The organism is Streptomyces roseus (assembly GCF_001044425.1).
GTDB lineage: Bacteria > Actinomycetota > Actinomycetes > Streptomycetales > Streptomycetaceae > Streptomyces > Streptomyces roseus.
Map to the genome: position 1 here is coordinate 1 of NZ_LFML01000041.1, position 16,542 is coordinate 16,542.

Consider the following 16,542-nt stretch of genomic DNA (forward strand, 5'->3'; position numbering starts at 1 on the left):
CCCGCCCCCGTGGCATGCCCGCACTACGCCAGCAGGTTGACCGCGTGCGTGAACACCCGGGGCAGCCGGGCCGCGCACGGGACGATCCGCCCCGCGAGCCGGGGTTGCCGGCGCGCCCAGAGCAGCGAGGTGGTCAGCGCGCGGTAGCTGCGCGACAGCTCCCGCCAGGCCCGCTCGTACGCCTGCGGCCGGCCCTCCCGCACGCAGCGCACCAGTTCACCCGCCGCCGTCACCGCCAGGGTCAGCCCCTCACCGGTCAGCGCGTCCACGTACCCCGCCGCGTCCCCCACGAACAGCACCCGCCCCGCGACCCGCACCCGCGCCCACTGGCGCAGCGGCCCGGCGCCGAGGACGGGCGAACCGGCGGCCCCGCCCAGCCGCGCGCCCAGCAGCGGGAACCGGGCCATCTGTACGTCGAAGGGGGCGCGCTCGGTGGTGAGGACGGCCACGCCCACCCGGCCGGGCCCCAGCGGGGTCACGTACGCCTCGCTCCGGGCCGACCAGTGCACCTCGACCAGGTCGCTCCAGGGCTCCACCGCGTAGTGGCGGCGCAACCCGTAGCGCGGCGGCCGGCCGGGCGCGGGCGGCGCAGCCAGACCCAGGCCGCGCCGGACGGGGGAGTGCAGGCCGTCCGCCGCCACGAGGTGGCGGGCCGTCAGGCCGGCGGCGCCGACCCGGTCCGCGTCCTGGCGGACCTCGCCGACGCGCCGCGCGAGCACCCGTACGCCGAGCTCCTCGGCCCGCTGGGCCAGCGCGGCCTGGAGGAGGGGCCGGCGGGCGCCGAGTCCCGGGCCGGTGCGGAACCTCCCTTCCGCCCGCAGGCCGCTCACCCCGTCCAGGTAGCGGATCCCGTGGAAGGGCCGGCCCGGCACGGACACGCCCAGGTCCCGCAGGCCGCGCACGGCTCCCGGCATCAGGCCCTCGCCGCAGGCCTTGTCGATCGGGGTGGGGCGCGGCTCCAGGACCACGACCTCCATCCCGGCCAGTGCGCCGTGGATGGCCGTGGCCAGCCCGGCCGGGCCGCCGCCCGCGACGAGCAGGTCGATCACCGGGCCCCGCCCTCCGCCGGTACGGCGCTGCGGTAGACCGGCGCGGCGTGCGTGAGGGCGTCCTCCTCGCAGCGGATCCGCACGCCGAGCAGCAGCAGGTTGAGCAGGGTGAAGGCGGCGGCCGTCACCCAGGCGGTGTGCACCAGCGGCAGCGCCGCGCCCTCGACGACGACGGCGACGTAGTTCGGGTGGCGCAGCAGCCGGTACGGGCCGGCCGCCACCAGCGGCAGCCCCGGGACGACCAGCACGCGGGTGTTCCAGCGCGGGCCGAGGGTGACGATGCACCACCAGCGCAGGCCCTGGGCGCCGATCACGAGGGCGAGGGCCGGCCAGCCCAGTGCGGGCAGGAACGGGCGGTCCGCGAGGAACGGCTCCGCCACGCAGCCGGCGAGCAGCGCGGTGTGCAGGGCGACCATGGCGGGGTAGTGGCCGCTGCCGTACTCGACGGCGCCGCGGGACAGGCTCCAGCGCGCGTTGCGGCGGGCCGTGGCGAGTTCGGCGAACCGCTCGGCCGCGACGAGGGCGATGAGGAGGAGGTAGAGGTCCATCGAGTGGGGCAGCGAGGAGGACATCGCATACGGCATCGAGTGCGGGTCCACTGCGTACGGGTCCACGGTGGCGAGCGAGGTCACGGACAAGGCGTCACCAGCGCAGGAGGACGAGTTCGGAGGCGAAGCCCGGCCCGAAGGCGATCATCAGGCCGATCGAGCCCGGTGCGGGCGGGCCGGCGGCCTGGACCGTGTCCAGGATGTGCAGGACCGAGGCCGAGGAGAGGTTGCCCGCCTGCGCGAGCGAGCGCCGGCTCGCCGCGAAGGCGGAGTCGGGCAGGGACAGGGCGTCCGCGAGCGCGTCGAGCACCTTCGGCCCGCCGGGGTGGACGATCCACGCGTCGACGTCCGGCGGCTTGAGGTCGTGGCGGGCGAGGAAGGACTCGACCTCCTCGGCCACGTGCAGCCGGACCAGGGCGGGCAGTTCCCGGCCCAGCACCATCCGGAAGCCCCAGTGGCCGATGTCCCAGCCGAGGAGCCCCTCGGTGCCGGGGTAGAGGCGGCTGCGGGCGGCCACCACCGACGGTCCGGGCCGCGTGCCGTGCAGCGGATGCCCGCGGCCCACCGCGAGGAGGGCTCCGGCTCCGTCGCCGAAGAGGGCCCCGGCCACCAGGTTCGCCACCGAGGTGTCCGAGGGCTGAAGGGTGAGCGAGCAGAGCTCCGTGGACAGCAGCAGGGCCGCGTGGTCGGGGCGGCCCGTCAGATGGTCGTGGAGGTGGCCCAGACCCGCGGCGCCCGCCGCGCAGCCCAGGCCGAAGAGCGGCAGCCGCCGCACGTCGGGGCGCAGGCCCGCCCGGGTGGCGATACGGGCCTCCGGCGAGGGCGTAGCGAGCCCGGTCACCGTGGTCGACATGACCAGGTCGACCTCGCGCGCCTTCAGATGGGCCGAGGCGAGGGCGGCTTCGACGGCGCGGGCACCGAGTTCCTCGGCGCTCTTCACGAAGAGGGCGTTCGTGGCGCCGAAGTCGTTCGAGGGGCCGTAGCGGTCCAGCGGGAGCGCCAGGTGGCGGGAGTCGACGCCCACCGCGCCGTGCAGCCGGTGGAGGAGGGCGGTGTCGGCGCCCGGGGGAAGGAAGCGGGCGAGCGCCGTCGCGATCTCGGACTGCCGATAGCGGTGGGGCGGGAACACTGTGCTCACGGCCAGGACACGCGTCATTGCCTCAACATAGGGAACAACTGACACTTCGTGAGGAATGACGTATACCGGGCGCGGCGCGGCTTAGCGTGGTCGCGTGCCCCGCGCCAGAGCCCAAGCCACGGACCCGACCCCGCCCACGTCTGCGGCGGCCGCCGCCCCCGGCCCGCGGCCGTGGGCGGTGTCGGGCCTGCTGAAGGCCTGCCATCCGGTGCCCGCGGCGGCCGTGACCCTCCTGGCCGCCGTCCTGGCCGCGGCCGTGGGGCGCGGTCTGTCCGGCGCGGCGCTCGTCGCGGCGGCCGTGGGCAGCGGCCAGCTGTCGGTGGGCTGGTGCAACGACCGGGTGGACCTCGGCCGGGATCTGGTGACCGGCCGTCAGGACAAGCCCCTGGTCCGCGGGGACGCACGGCCCGCCGCGGTGACGGCCGCGGCCCTCACGGCCCTGCTGCTCTGCGTCCCGCTGTCCCTGGCCGGTGGCCGGCTCGCGGGCTGCGCCCACCTGTGCGGGGTGGCCGCGGCCTGGGCGTACAACCTGCGGTTGAAGAGCACCGCCGCCTCCTGGCTCCCGTACGCCCTCGCCTTCGGCCTGCTGCCCGCCTTCGTCACCCTCGGCCTGCCCGGCGCGCCGTGGCCCCCGTGGTGGCTGACGGCCGCGGCGGCCCTGCTGGGCGCGGGCGCGCACTTCGCCAATGTGCTGCCCGACATCGAGGACGACCTGGCCACGGGTGTCTCGGGCCTTCCGCACCGCATCGGCGCGCGCGCCTCGGCCCTCGTCGGCGGGCTCCTCGTGGTCGCCTCGGCGGCGGCCCTGGTGGCGGGAGCGCCGGGGCGGGTGCCGGCGTACGGCTGGGGTCTGCTCGCGGCGACGGCCGCGGCGGTGCTCCTCGGAGTCCTGCGGCCGGCCGGCCCGAGCCGGATCCCGTTCCTGGCGACGATGGCGGTCGCCGGGGGCGATGTCGTGCTGCTGGTGGTCCGCGGGGCCGGCCTCGCGGGGCGGGCCTGAAGCCGCCCCCGGCTCAGGCCGCGGCCGCCTCCGCCGGAGGGCGACGGGTCCGGGTCCACTCCAGCAGCTGCTCGGCGGGCCAGGTGTTCACGACCCGCTCGGCCGCCACCCCGCACTCCACCGCCCGTTCGCAACCGGTCAGCTGCCAGTCCAGCTGGCCGGGGGCGTGCGCGTCCGTGTCGATCGCGAACAGCACCCCGGACGCCACGGCCGACCGCAGCAGCCGGCGCGGCGGATCCAGCCGCTCCGGCCGGCTGTTGATCTCCACGGCGGTTCCGGACTCCGCACAGGCGGCGAAGACCGCCTCCGCGTCGAACGTGGACTCGGGCCGGGTGCGCCCCGTCACCAGGCGCCCCGTGCAGTGGCCCAGGACGTCCATCAGCGGATTGCGCACGGCGGCCAGCAGCCGCCGCGTCATCGCGGGCGACTCCATCCGCAGCTTCGAGTGCACGGATCCGACCACCAGGTCCAGCCGGTCCAGCAGCTCCGGCTCCTGGTCCAGGGAGCCGTCGAGCAGGATGTCGCACTCGATGCCGGTCAGCAGCCGGAAGGGGGCCCACCCCTCGTTCAGCTCCGCCACCACGTCCAGCTGCTCGCGCAGCCGCTCCGGGGAGAGCCCCCGGGCGACGGTGAGGCTCGGGGAGTGGTCGGTGAGTACGGCCCACTCGTGGCCCAGCCCGGTCGCCGCCCGCCCCATGGCCTCGATCGGGCTGCCGCCGTCGGACCATTCGGAGTGCAGGTGGCAGTCCCCGCGCAGGGCCGCGCGCAGCGCGAGGGCGGCGGGGCTCGCCGGCGGGCCCGCGGGGTGGGCCGCGATCTCGTCCTCCAGCTTCTGCAGGTAGGCGGGGATCGCCCCGCCCACCGCCTCCCGTACGACCTGGGCGGTTTTCGGGCCGATGCCCTTGACCGCTTCGAGGGTCCCGGCCCCGACGCGCTCGCGCACCTGCGCATCGCCCATCCGCACGAGGGCCGCGGCCGCCTTCCGGAAGGCCTGCACCCGGTAGGTCGGGGCCTGCCCCCGCTCCAGCAGGAAGGCGATGCGCTCCAGCGCGGCGACCGGATCCATGGAGTACCTCCAGAGTGACCCCGGCCTCCAGTGTGACCGCCACCCCCAAGGATGTCTTGGGACGGTCATAAGTTCTGTTTATAGGGTCATAAGCGGGGGGCGGGTGCTGGGTTAGGGTTCCCTTAGCTTAGGGTTCCTGTGATCCAGTGTTTTTCGGTCGAAGGGAACCAGTCATGCCTCGCCCCCTCCGGGTAGCCATCGTCGGTGCCGGCCCTGCCGGAATCTACGCCGCCGACGCGCTGCTGAAGTCCGAGGCGGCCGCCGAGCCGGGTGTCTCCATCGACCTGTTCGAGCGGATGCCCGCCCCCTTCGGCCTGATCCGGTACGGGGTCGCCCCCGACCACCCGCGGATCAAGGGCATCATCACCGCCCTCCACCAGGTGCTCGACAAGCCGCAGGTCCGCCTGTTCGGCAACGTGGACTACCCGAACGACATCAGCCTCGACGAGCTCCACTCGTTCTACGACGCGGTGATCTTCTCCACCGGCGCCACCGCCGACCGCGCGCTCGCCATACCGGGCGTCGAGCTCGATGGCTCCTACGGCGCCGCCGACTTCGTCTCCTGGTACGACGGCCACCCCGACGTCCCGCGCACCTGGCCGCTGGAGGCCGAGAAGGTCGCCGTCCTCGGTGTCGGCAACGTCGCCCTCGACGTCGCGCGCATCCTCGCGAAGACCGCCGACGAGCTGCTGCCGACCGAGATCCCCGCGAACGTCTACGAGGGCCTCAAGGCCAACAAGGCGCTCGAAGTCCACGTCTTCGGCCGCCGGGGCCCGGCGCAGGCCAAGTTCAGCCCGATGGAGCTGCGCGAGCTCGACCACTCGCCCAACATCGAGGTCATCGTCAACCCCGAGGACATCGACTACGACGAGGGCTCGATCGCCGAGCGCCGCAAGAACAAGCAGACCGACATGGTCGCCAAGACGCTGGAGAACTGGGCGATCCGCGACGTCGGCGAGCGCCCGCACAAGCTGTTCCTGCACTTCTTCGAGTCGCCCGCCGAGATCCTCGGCGAGGACGGCAAGGTCGTCGGCCTGCGCACCGAGCGCACCGAGCTCGACGGCACGGGCAACGTCAAGGGCACCGGCCGGTTCACCGACTGGGACGTCCAGTCCGTGTACCGCGCCGTGGGCTACCTCTCCGACGAACTGCCCAAGCTGCCCTGGGACGTCGACAGCGGCACGGTCCCGGACGAGGGCGGTCGCGTGATCGAGGCCGGCGAGCACCTGAAGTCCACGTACGTGACCGGCTGGATCCGGCGCGGTCCGATCGGCCTCATCGGCCACACCAAGGGCGACGCGAACGAGACCGTCGCGAACCTGCTGTCGGACCACGCCAATGACCGCCTGCAGACGCCGGCCCAGCCCGCGCCGGAGGCCGTCGAGGCCTTCCTCGCCGAGCGCGGTGTCCGTTTCACGACGTGGGAGGGCTGGTACAAGCTCGACGCCGCCGAGAAGGCGCTGGGCGAGCCCGAGGGCCGCGCGCGCGTGAAGATCGTCGAGCGCGAGGACATGCTCAAGGCGAGCGGGGCCTGATCGCGGCGCGTCGCCGATCGGGTGGGGGCCGCCGGGCGGTGGCCCCCACCACGCATGTCCGGCGGGACGTCAACCCGTGATGGAGAGGATCTTCCGGGTCTTCAGGTCGGCCTGGACGTGGAGCCGGGTGATGTCGCTGCCGCTCCAGGTCAGGGTGACGTCCGCGTTGGTCTTGCCCATGCCGCTGTCGACGTAGGCGACCTTCCACTCCAGCGGCACGTTCTGGGCGCGCAGCACACCGTCCGCGTGATTGGTCTCCTCCCACTTCGCCAGCTCGCGCTGGAGCGGCGCGGAGAGGTAGGCGGCCCGCAGCTGCTTGGCGCGCGCGCCGTCCCCGTCGTACACCGCGTCGATGTACGCGCCGTAGAAGACGGTGATCCGGGAGAGCGCGGACTCGGGGCCGCCGGAGACGGAGGGCGCCGGGGCCGCCGGCCGCCCGTCCCGCGGCGCGCCCGCGCCGGTCGCGGAGGCGCTGGTGACGAGGGTGAGCGTGAGTGCGGCCGTCGCGGCGGTGGCCGCGAGGGCGAGGGTGGCGGTGCGCCTGGCCTTGGCCGGAGACTGGGACATCGTTCGGACCTTTCGCCGTGCTCGGATACCGAGGAGATGAACCCCACCACGCCGGCAGCCCGGCGGTCGGTTCTCGGATCGTACGAAATGGCCTGAAAACGACGCGGATGGCGTACGGCCGCCTATCAGGCGAAGCCGGGCACGGGTGCCGGGCCCTGTCGGCCGGGACGTCCCTTCGCGGGGACCCCGCGCCAGCCGCTGTCCGCGGCGACCGCTTCCGGGCCGCCGATTTCCTCGATGTGGTCGTGGTCCGGGCCGGGCCGCATGCTCGACGGCCCCAAAAGCTGGAACCGCATACTGCTCCCTCGTGTCGGGTCACGCGACCGCCAACGAGCAGGACAGGGGCGGTGGTCGACCGCGTCCCGCTCTCCGCCCCCTGATGGGCGACGGATGAATGAAACACTACATAAGGGACCTTGCGAAAAGGATTCCCTGTGCGGATCTTGTCAGGTCGCATGCGAAGGAGGGCGCATGTGAGGTCTGTTTCCGGTCATGCGCCGCCGAAGTTCCCTGGCTGAATTCCTACGGCCGGAAACCGGCCGCTCGTTCGGGGGATCCGGGGGGCGGGAAGGCCGGACGCGGAATGCGCGGGAGCGCCCGGTGGTTCGGATTCCACGCGGCATCAGGCTCCATGCACTACCCGGCTCCCTGCGGTACCCGGCTCCACGCAGCACCCGACCACCCTGCACGCACTGGAGAGCTCATGAAGATCGGCATCATCGGCGCAGGCAACATCGGCGGCAACCTCACCCGCCGTCTCACCGCCCTCGGACACGAGGTGTCCGTGGCCAACTCCCGCGGCCCCGAGACCCTGGCCGACCTCGCGAAGGAGACCGGGGCCACCCCCGTCACGGTCGCGCAAGCGGCGCGGGGCGCCGAGGTCGTCGTGGTCACCGTCCCCCTCAAGAACGTGCCGGACCTGCCCGCCGGCCTCCTCGACGGAGCGGCCGAGGGCTTCGTCCTCATCGAGACCGGCAACTACTACCCGCAGCAGCGCGACGGCCGCATCGCCGAAATCGAGGACGAGGGCCTGACCGAGAGCGGCTGGAGCCAGCGCCACCTCGGGCACCCGGTGGTCAAGGCCTTCAACGGCACGTACGCGGAGGACCTCCTGACCCTGCCCCGCCCGGCCGGAGCCCCCGACCGGGTGGCCCTGCCGGTGGCCGGCGACGACGCGGCGGCCAAGGAGCGCGTCCGGGCGCTCATCGACGAGCTCGGCTTCGACACGGTCGACGCGGGCACCATCGAGGACTCGTGGCGCCAGCAGCCCGGCACCCCCGTGTACGGACTCCGGGCCGGCACCGACGCGGTCGTCAAGGCCCTCGCCGAGGCCTCGCCGGTCCGCCAGGCGGCGTTCAAGGGCTGACCCTCCGGGCGGGCGCGGGAGCGGAGGCCCCCGCGCCCGCCCGGGCCCTGCCCCGTCCCCTGCCCCAGAGCCCGAAGCCCCAGAGCCCGAAGCGCCGAAGCCCGAAGTCCCGCAGCCCCCGAGTCCACCATTCCGGAGCCGTCGGCCTCCGCCCGGAACCGATACCGAAGTGTCATCCTCCGCGCCCCCGCACCGAGGCCCCCGGCTTGTTACGGTCCTGCCCCCACAGGAGCCGTAGGAGGGCCCACCATGCACGTCAGACCCCGTCTGCTGATCGCCTCGGCGGTACTGGCGGTGCTCCCGGCCGCCCTGACGGCCTGCTCCGGGCACCCGGACCGCCCGGCCGCTCCCTCCCGGCCCGCGACCGCCCCGCCCTCCGGCTCCGCGTCCCCGACTCCGTCCCCCTCGGCCACCATGACCCCCTCCGCACCGACGGACGCCCCCACCCCGACCGCCGCCTCCGCCTCCCCGGCATCGCCCGTGAAGGCGCCGGCCGCGCCCCCGGCCCCCGCGACCCGGCTCTCGCTGACGGCGGGCGCCCCGGCCGGCGGACTGGCGCTGGTCCGCGGCGGCCCCGCCCAGGAGTTCACCGTCACCGTCCGCAACGGCAACGCCCAGGCGTACGGGCACCTGCTGATCGCGTTTCAGATGGAGCCCCTGACCGGCGAACCCGGTGACCTCCCCGGACCCGACGCCTCCTTCGTCCTGGAGCGGCGCGACCCGGCCACGGGAGCCTGGCGCGCCGCGGACCTGCGCATCGCCACCGACGCCAAGCCCGCCCACCTCTACGCGGGCGGCGACCCCCTCGCCCGCGACGCGGTCCGCAGCGAGCGCTACCGGCTGCGCGCCACCGCCACGGGTCCCACCGGCAGCAGCCCGCTCCTGGTGTACGCGATCGACGCGGACGCCGCCGAGGGCGCGCCGTCCGACTTCGAGCACCCCGGCCACCTCTCGCTGCCCCTCACCACCCGGCGGATCCTGTAACTCCCGCTCCCGCCGCGGCAATCGAGACGGTCCGGACCCTTGACCCACACCTGGTCCAGACCAATCATGAGGCGTCCGCCCGTTCGCTCGCGCCCCACCGGGAGCATCGATGAGACGTCCCAGGCCCCTCCATGCCTTATCCGCCGCGCTGACCACGGTCCTCGCCTCCGCCGGCCTCGTCCTCGGGGCCGGCGGCGCGGCCCACGCCGCGACCCCACTGCCCGCCCACGTGTTCGCCCCGTACTTCGAGGCGTACAACGGCGACAGCCCCGCCGACCTCGCCCAGAAGTCCGGCGCCAAGTACCTGACCATGGCGTTCGTGCAGACCGAGGCGAAGGGCTCCTGCACCCCCTACTGGAACGGGGACAAGGGGCAGCCCGTCTCCGGCTCCGTCTTCGGCGCCGACTTCGCCACGATCCGCTCGCGCGGCGGCGACGTCATCCCGTCCTTCGGCGGCTACGCGGCCGACAACGGCGGCACCGAGATCGCCGACAGCTGCACCAGCGTGGACGCGATCGCCGCCGCGTACGAGAAGGTGATCACCACCTACGAGGTCTCCCGGCTCGACATGGACATCGAGGACAACTCGCTGACCAACAAGGCGGGCATCGACCGGCGCAACCAGGCGATCAAGAAGGTCCAGGACTGGGCCGCGGCGAACGGCCGCCCGCTCCAGGTCTCCTACACCCTGCCCACCACCACGAGCGGCCTCGCGAGCAGCGGACTCGCCGTCCTCAAGAGCGCCAAGACGGCGGGCGCCCAGGTGGACGTCGTGAACCTGATGACCTTCGACTACTACGACGGCGCCACCCACCACATGGCGACCGACACCCAGACCGCCGCCACCGGGCTGCACGACCAGCTCGCCGCCCTGTACCCGGCCAAGACCTCCGCCCAGCTCTGGGGCATGATCGGCGTCACCGAGATGCCGGGCATCGACGACTACGGCCCCGCCGAGACCTTCACCACCGCCGACGCCACGGCCGTCTACGACTGGGCCACCGGCAAGGGCATCAACACCCTGTCCTTCTGGGCACTCCAGCGCGACAACGGCGGCTGCCCCGGAACCGGCGGCTCCGACTCCTGCTCCGGCATCGTCCAGGACCCCTGGTACTTCAGCCACACCTTCGCGCCGTTCACCGGCGGCGGCGGTCCCGTCGCCGACGACTTCTCGCTCGCCGTCGCGCCCGGCTCGGCCTCCGTGGCGCCCGGCGGCTCCACCTCCGCCACCGTGAGCACGGCGGTCGTCTCCGGCACCGCGCACGCCGTCGCCCTGACGCCCTCCGGCACACCCGCCGCGGTCACGGCCGCCATCGACCCGGCCTCCGTCACGGCGGGCGGCTCGGCCCGGCTCACCGTCACCGCCTCCGCCTCGGCGGCCCCGGGCACCTACCCGATCACCGTCACCGGCACCTCCGGAGGCCTCACCCACACCGCCGTCTTCACCCTCACGGTCTCCGGCCCGGGCGGCGGGAGCGGCGCACTGGTCAACGGCGGCTTCGAGAGCGGCGCGCTCGCCCCCTGGACCTGCGAGAGCGGCGGCTCGGTGGTGGGCACCCCCGCGCACGGGGGTTCGTACGCCCTGAAGACCGCGCCCACCTCCTCGCAGACGGGGGAATGCGCCCAGACCCTGACCCTCGCCCCGAACACGAAGTACACGCTGGCCGGCTGGGTACAGGGCAGCTACGCCTACCTGGGCGTCCGCGGCGGCGCGAGCGCCAGTGCGTGGACCAGCTCGGCCGGCTGGTCGAAGCTGACGGTCCCCTTCACGACCGGCGCCTCCGGCACGGTCACCGTCTACCTGCACGGCTGGTACGGGCAGGGCACGGTCTACGGGGACGACCTCTCGGTCGGGTAGCCGGGCCGGGTGGCACGGTCGGGCTCCTCGGCCGGGTCGGTAGGCTCGGCCACGGCCGCCCGGGTACGTACCGCCCGCACGGGGCGGTGCGTACCCGAGGGAAGGAACAGCGCCATGACCGGCGGCCACGAGGTCCGGATCCTGCGCGCGGGCGACCGCGCGGCGCTCGCCTGGAAGAACGGCGGCGGGGTGACCCGGGAGATCGCGGCCTGGCCGCAGGGCGCCGGGCTGGCCGATTTCGACTGGCGGATCAGCTTGGCGGAAGTGGCCGCGGACGGCCCGTTCTCGGCCTTCCCCGGGGTCGACCGCACCCTGACCCTGGCCGAGGGCGCGGGCATGGACCTCACGGTCGCGGGCACCCGCCGCCTCGTCGACGAGCGCTTCGCGCCGCGGGAGTTCCCCGGTGACGCCCCCACCGACTGCCTGCTCCTCGACGGGCCCGTCGTGAACTTCAACGTGATGTACCGCCGGGACCGGGTGCGGGCGCAGACCGCGGTCGTACGGGGCACCCTCGCACTCACCGCGCAGCCGGGGGAGACCCTGCTGGTGGTCGCCCTCCGGGGCCCGGCGGAACTCGAAGCGGCAGCCGCATTCGACACCGGGGCCGGAGCCGGCACCGCGGCGGCGGGAGCCGAGCCCGTGGAACTCGGCCCCTACGACGCGGTCCGGATCACCGGCGCCGGTGCCCGCGTCCTGCACACCCCCGGTCACGCGGCCGTGGTCAGGCTGGCAGCCCGTTCCGGGCGATGACCTCGGCGTACCAGCGGGCGCTGTCCTTCGGCGTGCGCCGCTGGGTCGCGAAGTCGACGTGGACGAGGCCGAACCGCTTGCTGTAGCCGTACGCCCACTCGAAGTTGTCCAGCAGCGACCACACGAAGTACCCGCGCACGTCCGCGCCGTCCTCGATCGCCCGGTGCACCGAGGCCAGATGGCCGTGCAGGTAGCCGATCCGGTCCGGATCGTGCACATCGCCCTCCGGGTCGGCGTAATCCCCGTACGCCGCTCCGTTCTCCGTGATCATCAGCGGCACGCCCGGCAGTTCGTCGCGCAGCCGGACCAGCAGCTCGTGCAGTCCGCCCGCGTCCACGGGCCAGTCCATGGCCGTCCGGGGCCCGGGCGCGGGCAGGATGCGCACGTGCTCCTCGGCGCCCACCCACGGCGAGGGCGCCGCGGCCGCGGGGCCGTACCCCGGCTCGGCCGCCGCGACCACCGTGGGGGAGTAGTAGTTGATGCCCAGCCAGTCGATCGGCTCGGCGGCCGCGGCCAGATCCCCGGCCCGGACGAAGGACCAGTCCGTGACCCCGGCCGTGTCCCGGACCAGGTCGTCCGGCAGGCGTCCGTGGAAGACCGGATCGAGGAAGATCCTGTTGCCCACCGCGTCGACCCTGCGCACCGCGTCCAGATCGGCGGCGCGGCCGGTCAGCGGCCGCAGCGCGTGCAGGTTCAGCGTCAGGGAGACCTCGGCCCGGGCGGGAAGCACGGCGCGCAGGGCCGCCGTGCCCAGGCCGTGGGCCAGGTTGAAGTGGTGCGCGGCCCGCAGCGCGGCCTCCGGCTCGCTGCGGCCGGGGGCGTGCACCCCGGAGGCGTAGCCGAGGAAGGCCGCGCACCAGGGCTCGTTGAAGGTGGTCCAGCCGGCCACGCGGTCGCCGAGCGCCCCGGCCACCAGCCCCGCGTACTCGGCGAACCGCTCGGCGGTCTCCCGCACGGGCCAGCCGCCCCGGTCCTCGAGCTCCTGCGGCAGGTCCCAGTGGTAGAGGGTGGCCACCGGCCGGATCCCGGCGTCCAGCAGCGCGTCGACGAGCCGCCGGTAGAAGTCCAGGCCGCTGCGGGAGCCGGGTCCCCGGCCGGTCGGCTGGACGCGCGGCCAGGCCACCGAGAAGCGGTAGTCGCTGACGCCGAGGCGCCGCAGGAGCTCCACGTCCTCGTCCATGCGGTGGTAGTGGTCGGCGGCCGTGTCCCCGGTGTCCCCGTGGAGGACCTTGCCGGGGGTGTGGCTGAAGGTGTCCCAGATGGAAGGCGTCCGGCCGTACAGGGCGGCCCCGCCCTCGATCTGGTATGCGGCGGTGGCCGTGCCCCAGCGAAAACCGGACGGGAAGGCGAGCCCCGCCTTCGCGGGGGCGGACGCGTCGAGCGTGGTCATGGAAAGGCTCCAAAAAGGGGTGGAGGGAAGGCCGGGAGGCTGCTGCGTCAGCCCTTGACCGCGCCCTGCATGATGCCGCCGACGATCTGGCGGCCGAGGAGTCCGAAGACCAGCAGTACGGGCAGGGTGCCGAGCAGGGTCCCCGCCATGATCACGGACTGGTCGTGGACGTAGCCGCCGCCCAGCTGGCGCAGCGCGACCTGGACGGTCGGCTCCTGCGAGGACAGCGCGACGATCGGCCAGAAGAAGTCGTTCCAGGCGGTCATGAAGGTCAGCAGACCCAGGACGGCCATGGCCGGGCGGGCGATGGGCACGACGATCGACCAGAAGATCCGGGCGTGCGAGGCCCCGTCCACGCGGGCCGCCTCGATCAGCTCGTCGGGCAGCGACTGCACCAGGAACTGGCGCATGAAGAACACCCCGAACGCCGAGACGAGTCCGGGCAGGACGACGGCCTGGAGCTGGTTGACCCAGTGCAGCTTGACGATCAGCATGAAGAGCGGGATCACCCCGAGCTGCGGCGGGATCATCATCGAGGCGACGACGGCCGCCAGCAGCGCGCCGCGGCCGCGGAAGCGGAGTTTGGCGAAGGCGAACCCGGCCAGCGTGGAGCACAGCACCGTGCCGGCGGTGATCGACCCCGACACGACGAGCGAATTGAGCAGCGCCTTGCCGATCGCCGCCTCGTCCAGGACGGACCGGAAGTTGTCCAGCAGCCTCGGCCCGGGCAGCAAGGCCGGCAGCGGGCGCGCCAGTTCGGCGTTGGAGCGACTGGCCGCGACCAGGGTCCAGTACAGCGGGAAGGCCGAGACCAGCACCGCGCAGACCAGGACCGCGTACGTGAGCCTGCCGCCGCGCCGGGCGGTGACCGTGGCGCTCATTGGCCGGCCTCCTTCCGGTAACGGCGGCGCGCGAGCCAGGCGTTGGCCCCGACCAGTACCGCGATCAGCAGGAACATGACCCAGGCGATGGCCGCGGCCCGGCCCAGGTGGAAGAAGCCCCAGCCCTGCTCGTACATGTACAGCCCGAGGGTCTGGTACTGGTGCGAGATGCCCCCGGACACCGAGCCCTCGAACAGGAGCGGTTCGCCGAACAGCTGGGTGGCGCCGATCGTCGAGACGACCGAGGTGAACACGATCGTGGGGCGCAGCCCGGGCAGGGTGACGTGGAGGAACTGCCGCCATCGGGAGGCCCCGTCGACCTCGGCCGCCTCGTACAGCTCGGCCGGGATCGTCTGCAGGCCGGCCAGGTAGATCAGCGCGTTGTAGCCCGTCCAGCGCCAGACGACGATGGACGACACGGCGATCTGGGAGGCCACCGTGCCGTTCTGCCAGTCGACCGGGTGGACGCCCACCAGATCCAGCAGCCGGTTGATCAGGCCGAAATCGTGCCCGAAGAGCTGGGCGAAGATCAGTGAGGCGGCGGCGACGGAGGTCGCGTACGGCAGGAGCAGCGCGGTACGGAAGAACGTACGGCCGCGCAGCCGGTAGTTGAGCACGTGCGCCAGGCCCAGTGCCATCAGCAGCTGGGGCACCGTGGACAGCACGCCGATGGTGAACGTGTTGCGCAGCGCGGTCCAGAAGAACGGATCGGCGAACAGCGCGGTGTAGTTGCCGAGCCCGCGCCACTCGAGCTCGCCGGGGGTCTGGAGTTCGGCGCGGTAGAGGGAGACGTACGCCGTGTAGAGCAGCGGAAAGATCCCGAACGCGGCGAACAGGGTGAAGAAGGGGACGAGGAAGGCGTACGGGGAGAGCGCGGCGGGGCGCCCGCGCCGGCGGGGCGAGGGCTCCGGCGGGACGGGGGCGGTCAAAGACGCCGGCGGCGCCCCGGGGGCCTTCGGTGACGTCCGTGCCAGGGGCTCAGCCGAGGGCATTCTTGACGGCCTTCTTCGCGTTCGCCCAGGCCGTCTCGGGAGCCGTTCCCTTGCGCTCCACCTCGCTGAGCGCGTTGTTGATCTGGTCGGCGATGTCCTTGTCGTGCACGCCGAGCACCTGGACGGGGGCCTGCTCGGCGGCGTCGCCGAAGATCCGGCCGATCGGGGCGTCCGAGAAGTACGGGTCCTTGGCGTCGGCTATCTGGCCGATCGACGTGGTGGCCGAGGGGAAGTTGCCCTGCCCGCGGAAGACCTTGGTCTGCTGCTCGGGCGCCGTGAGCCATTTGATCAGCTCGTAGGCCTCCTTCTTGTGGGCGGCGGCGGTCGGGACCGCCAGGTACGAACCGCCCCAGTTGCCCGCGCCGCCGGGCAGCTTCGCGACGTCCCACTTGCCCTTGCCCGCGTCCCCGGCCTGGCCCTTGATGTAGCCGAGCATCCAGGCGGGGCAGGGCAGGGTGGCGAAGGAACCCGAGGAGAACGCCTGGTTCCACGGCGGCGACCACTGGTCCAGCTTGGCGCTCAGCCCCTCGCCCGCCGCCTTGACCGAGGCGTCCCAGGCGGTCTTCACGGCAGGACTGTTCTCGTAGACGAGGGCGCCCGAGGCGTCGTAGTAGCGCTCCTTCGCCTGGCCGACCATGACGGCGTTCAGGCTGCCCACGCTGTCGAGCCAGGCGCTTCCGGCGGGCGCCTTCGCCTTGTACTGGCGGCCGAGTTCGAGGTAGCCGTCCCACGTCGCCCACCGCGCGGCCAGTTCGGTGCGGTCGGTGGGCAGACCGGCGGCCTGGAACAGGTCGCTGCGGTAGCACATGGCCTCGGGGCCGACGTCGGTGCCGAGGCCCAGCACCTTGCCGTCCTTGGTCGTGGCGGCGGACCACTTGGCGGGGGCGAACTCCCCCTTGAGCGCCCCGGCCCCGTACTGGTTCAGATCCACGAACTTGGCGGCCTGCTGCTGGGTGACCGAGGCGATGCGGCCGACCTCGATGCCCTGCACGTCGGCCAGACCGCCGCCGCCCGCCAGGCGGGTCTGAAGCGACTTCCAGTAGTCCTGCTCGTCCTCGGTGTCGGTCTGCTTGATCTTGATGCCGGGGTGCAGCCGCTCGTACTCGGCGTAGAGGCCGGACTCCTTGTAGCCGAACGCGCCGAACAGGTCGACGGTGAGCGTGACGTCGCCACCCGCGGAGTCGGCGGAGCCGCCGCCCGAGCCGGATCCGCAGGCGGCCAGGAGCGCTCCGGTGAGCGCGACGGCGCCGAGGCGGACCGCGGTTCTCGGGGCGGTTCGGGGGATCGACATGGGGCGGCCTCCTTGGCCTGGACGGGCAGGGTGCGGGGGTGCGGATGCGCCGGCTTGAGAGCGCTCTCAGAGTGCGACTGGAGCGTGCACCCGCAGCCGGGGCCCCGTCAAGAGTCGTAGCCGAGCC

At 73.5% G+C, this 16,542-nt stretch carries 15 protein-coding genes; 6 read left to right on the plus strand and 9 right to left on the minus strand.

The features are described 5' to 3' along the window. Positions 1 to 23 precede the first annotated feature (23 nt). The 3 genes from ACS04_RS10655 to ACS04_RS10665 all read right to left on the minus strand — a co-directional run bounded on the left by ACS04_RS10655 (position 24) and on the right by ACS04_RS10665 (position 2,753). Complete coding sequence (locus ACS04_RS10655; protein WP_048476315.1) at positions 24 to 1,049, minus strand: NAD(P)/FAD-dependent oxidoreductase; 1,026 nt, start codon at positions 1,047 to 1,049, stop codon at positions 24 to 26. Continuing rightward, complete coding sequence (locus tag ACS04_RS10660; protein ID WP_048476350.1) at positions 1,046 to 1,597, minus strand: isoprenylcysteine carboxyl methyltransferase family protein; 552 nt, start codon at positions 1,595 to 1,597, stop codon at positions 1,046 to 1,048. Before ACS04_RS10660 ends, ACS04_RS10655 begins: the two co-directional genes overlap by 4 nt. A gap of 94 nt (positions 1,598 to 1,691) precedes the next feature. After that, complete coding sequence (locus ACS04_RS10665) at positions 1,692 to 2,753, minus strand: type III polyketide synthase (protein WP_048476316.1); 1,062 nt, start codon at positions 2,751 to 2,753, stop codon at positions 1,692 to 1,694. A 76-nt stretch (positions 2,754 to 2,829) separates the two neighbouring features. Between ACS04_RS10665 and ACS04_RS10670 the strand changes: the two genes are divergently transcribed. Then, positions 2,830 to 3,735: a UbiA family prenyltransferase gene (locus tag ACS04_RS10670; protein ID WP_342449408.1), complete on the plus strand. Its 906-nt coding sequence runs from the start codon at positions 2,830 to 2,832 to the stop codon at positions 3,733 to 3,735. 13 nt (positions 3,736 to 3,748) lie between these two features. Here ACS04_RS10670 and ACS04_RS10675 read toward each other — a convergent pair whose 3' ends face one another. After that, complete coding sequence (locus ACS04_RS10675) at positions 3,749 to 4,801, minus strand: PHP domain-containing protein (RefSeq protein WP_048476318.1); 1,053 nt, start codon at positions 4,799 to 4,801, stop codon at positions 3,749 to 3,751. Positions 4,802 to 4,974: 173 nt separating this feature from the next. On the opposite strand from ACS04_RS10675, the gene ACS04_RS10680 reads away from it, so the two are divergent. Next, on the plus strand, positions 4,975 to 6,336 hold the full coding sequence (locus tag ACS04_RS10680; protein ID WP_048476319.1) for an FAD-dependent oxidoreductase: 1,362 nt from the start codon (positions 4,975 to 4,977) through the stop codon (positions 6,334 to 6,336). A gap of 69 nt (positions 6,337 to 6,405) precedes the next feature. Here ACS04_RS10680 and ACS04_RS10685 read toward each other — a convergent pair whose 3' ends face one another. Beyond that, the gene (locus ACS04_RS10685) at positions 6,406 to 6,903 is read right to left on the minus strand and encodes a hypothetical protein (RefSeq protein WP_048476320.1); all 498 of its coding nucleotides are present in this window, start codon (positions 6,901 to 6,903) and stop codon (positions 6,406 to 6,408) included. 703 nt (positions 6,904 to 7,606) lie between these two features. On the opposite strand from ACS04_RS10685, the gene ACS04_RS10690 reads away from it, so the two are divergent. The 4 genes from ACS04_RS10690 (at position 7,607) to ACS04_RS10705 (ending at position 11,861) form a co-directional block, all read left to right on the plus strand. After that, positions 7,607 to 8,269 (plus strand): NADPH-dependent F420 reductase, encoded by a 663-nt coding sequence (locus tag ACS04_RS10690; protein WP_048476321.1) that lies wholly within the window; start codon positions 7,607 to 7,609, stop codon positions 8,267 to 8,269. Positions 8,270 to 8,518: 249 nt separating this feature from the next. Continuing rightward, entirely contained in the window at positions 8,519 to 9,253 is a 735-nt protein-coding gene (locus ACS04_RS40020) for a hypothetical protein (RefSeq protein WP_048476322.1), read from the plus strand. A 109-nt stretch (positions 9,254 to 9,362) separates the two neighbouring features. Then, positions 9,363 to 11,111, plus strand: coding sequence for a glycosyl hydrolase family 18 protein (locus ACS04_RS10700; RefSeq protein WP_048476323.1), 1,749 nt, complete (start codon positions 9,363 to 9,365; stop codon positions 11,109 to 11,111). Positions 11,112 to 11,225: 114 nt separating this feature from the next. Beyond that, positions 11,226 to 11,861, plus strand: coding sequence for a HutD/Ves family protein (locus tag ACS04_RS10705; RefSeq protein WP_048476324.1), 636 nt, complete (start codon positions 11,226 to 11,228; stop codon positions 11,859 to 11,861). Here the strand turns inward: ACS04_RS10705 and ACS04_RS10710 are convergent. Genes ACS04_RS10710 through ACS04_RS10725 form a run of 4 tightly spaced genes read right to left on the minus strand, consistent with a single transcriptional unit; the run spans position 11,833 to position 16,415 of the window. Next, positions 11,833 to 13,251, minus strand: a complete 1,419-nt coding sequence (locus tag ACS04_RS10710) for a GH1 family beta-glucosidase (RefSeq protein ID WP_048476325.1) — start codon at positions 13,249 to 13,251, stop codon at positions 11,833 to 11,835. The genes ACS04_RS10705 and ACS04_RS10710 overlap by 29 nt on opposite strands. Before the next feature lie 47 nt (positions 13,252 to 13,298). Beyond that, on the minus strand, positions 13,299 to 14,132 hold the full coding sequence (locus tag ACS04_RS10715; protein ID WP_048476326.1) for a carbohydrate ABC transporter permease: 834 nt from the start codon (positions 14,130 to 14,132) through the stop codon (positions 13,299 to 13,301). Beyond that, positions 14,129 to 15,124 carry a carbohydrate ABC transporter permease gene (locus ACS04_RS10720; protein ID WP_078864619.1) on the minus strand — a complete coding sequence of 332 codons (996 nt, stop codon included), beginning with the start codon at positions 15,122 to 15,124 and terminating at the stop codon, positions 14,129 to 14,131. Before ACS04_RS10720 ends, ACS04_RS10715 begins: the two co-directional genes overlap by 4 nt. Further along, a complete protein-coding gene (locus tag ACS04_RS10725; protein WP_048476328.1) occupies positions 15,111 to 16,415 on the minus strand; it encodes an ABC transporter substrate-binding protein in 1,305 nt (434 codons plus the stop codon). Before ACS04_RS10725 ends, ACS04_RS10720 begins: the two co-directional genes overlap by 14 nt. Positions 16,416 to 16,542: the final 127 nt, after the last annotated feature.

Coding starts and splice junctions, on each gene's coding strand:
- ACS04_RS10660 (WP_048476350.1), bottom strand. CDS start 1,597: ATGGACCTCTACCTCCTCCTCATCGCCCTCGTCGCGGCCGAGCGGTTC.
- ACS04_RS10665 (WP_048476316.1), bottom strand. CDS start 2,753: ATGACGCGTGTCCTGGCCGTGAGCACAGTGTTCCCGCCCCACCGCTAT.
- ACS04_RS10675 (WP_048476318.1), bottom strand. CDS start 4,801: ATGGATCCGGTCGCCGCGCTGGAGCGCATCGCCTTCCTGCTGGAGCGG.
- ACS04_RS10680 (WP_048476319.1), top strand. CDS start 4,975: ATGCCTCGCCCCCTCCGGGTAGCCATCGTCGGTGCCGGCCCTGCCGGA.
- ACS04_RS10685 (WP_048476320.1), bottom strand. CDS start 6,903: ATGTCCCAGTCTCCGGCCAAGGCCAGGCGCACCGCCACCCTCGCCCTC.
- ACS04_RS10690 (WP_048476321.1), top strand. CDS start 7,607: ATGAAGATCGGCATCATCGGCGCAGGCAACATCGGCGGCAACCTCACC.
- ACS04_RS40020 (WP_048476322.1), top strand. CDS start 8,519: ATGCACGTCAGACCCCGTCTGCTGATCGCCTCGGCGGTACTGGCGGTG.
- ACS04_RS10700 (WP_048476323.1), top strand. CDS start 9,363: ATGAGACGTCCCAGGCCCCTCCATGCCTTATCCGCCGCGCTGACCACG.
- ACS04_RS10705 (WP_048476324.1), top strand. CDS start 11,226: ATGACCGGCGGCCACGAGGTCCGGATCCTGCGCGCGGGCGACCGCGCG.
- ACS04_RS10710 (WP_048476325.1), bottom strand. CDS start 13,251: ATGACCACGCTCGACGCGTCCGCCCCCGCGAAGGCGGGGCTCGCCTTC.
- ACS04_RS10715 (WP_048476326.1), bottom strand. CDS start 14,132: ATGAGCGCCACGGTCACCGCCCGGCGCGGCGGCAGGCTCACGTACGCG.
- ACS04_RS10720 (WP_078864619.1), bottom strand. CDS start 15,124: ATGCCCTCGGCTGAGCCCCTGGCACGGACGTCACCGAAGGCCCCCGGG.
- ACS04_RS10725 (WP_048476328.1), bottom strand. CDS start 16,415: ATGTCGATCCCCCGAACCGCCCCGAGAACCGCGGTCCGCCTCGGCGCC.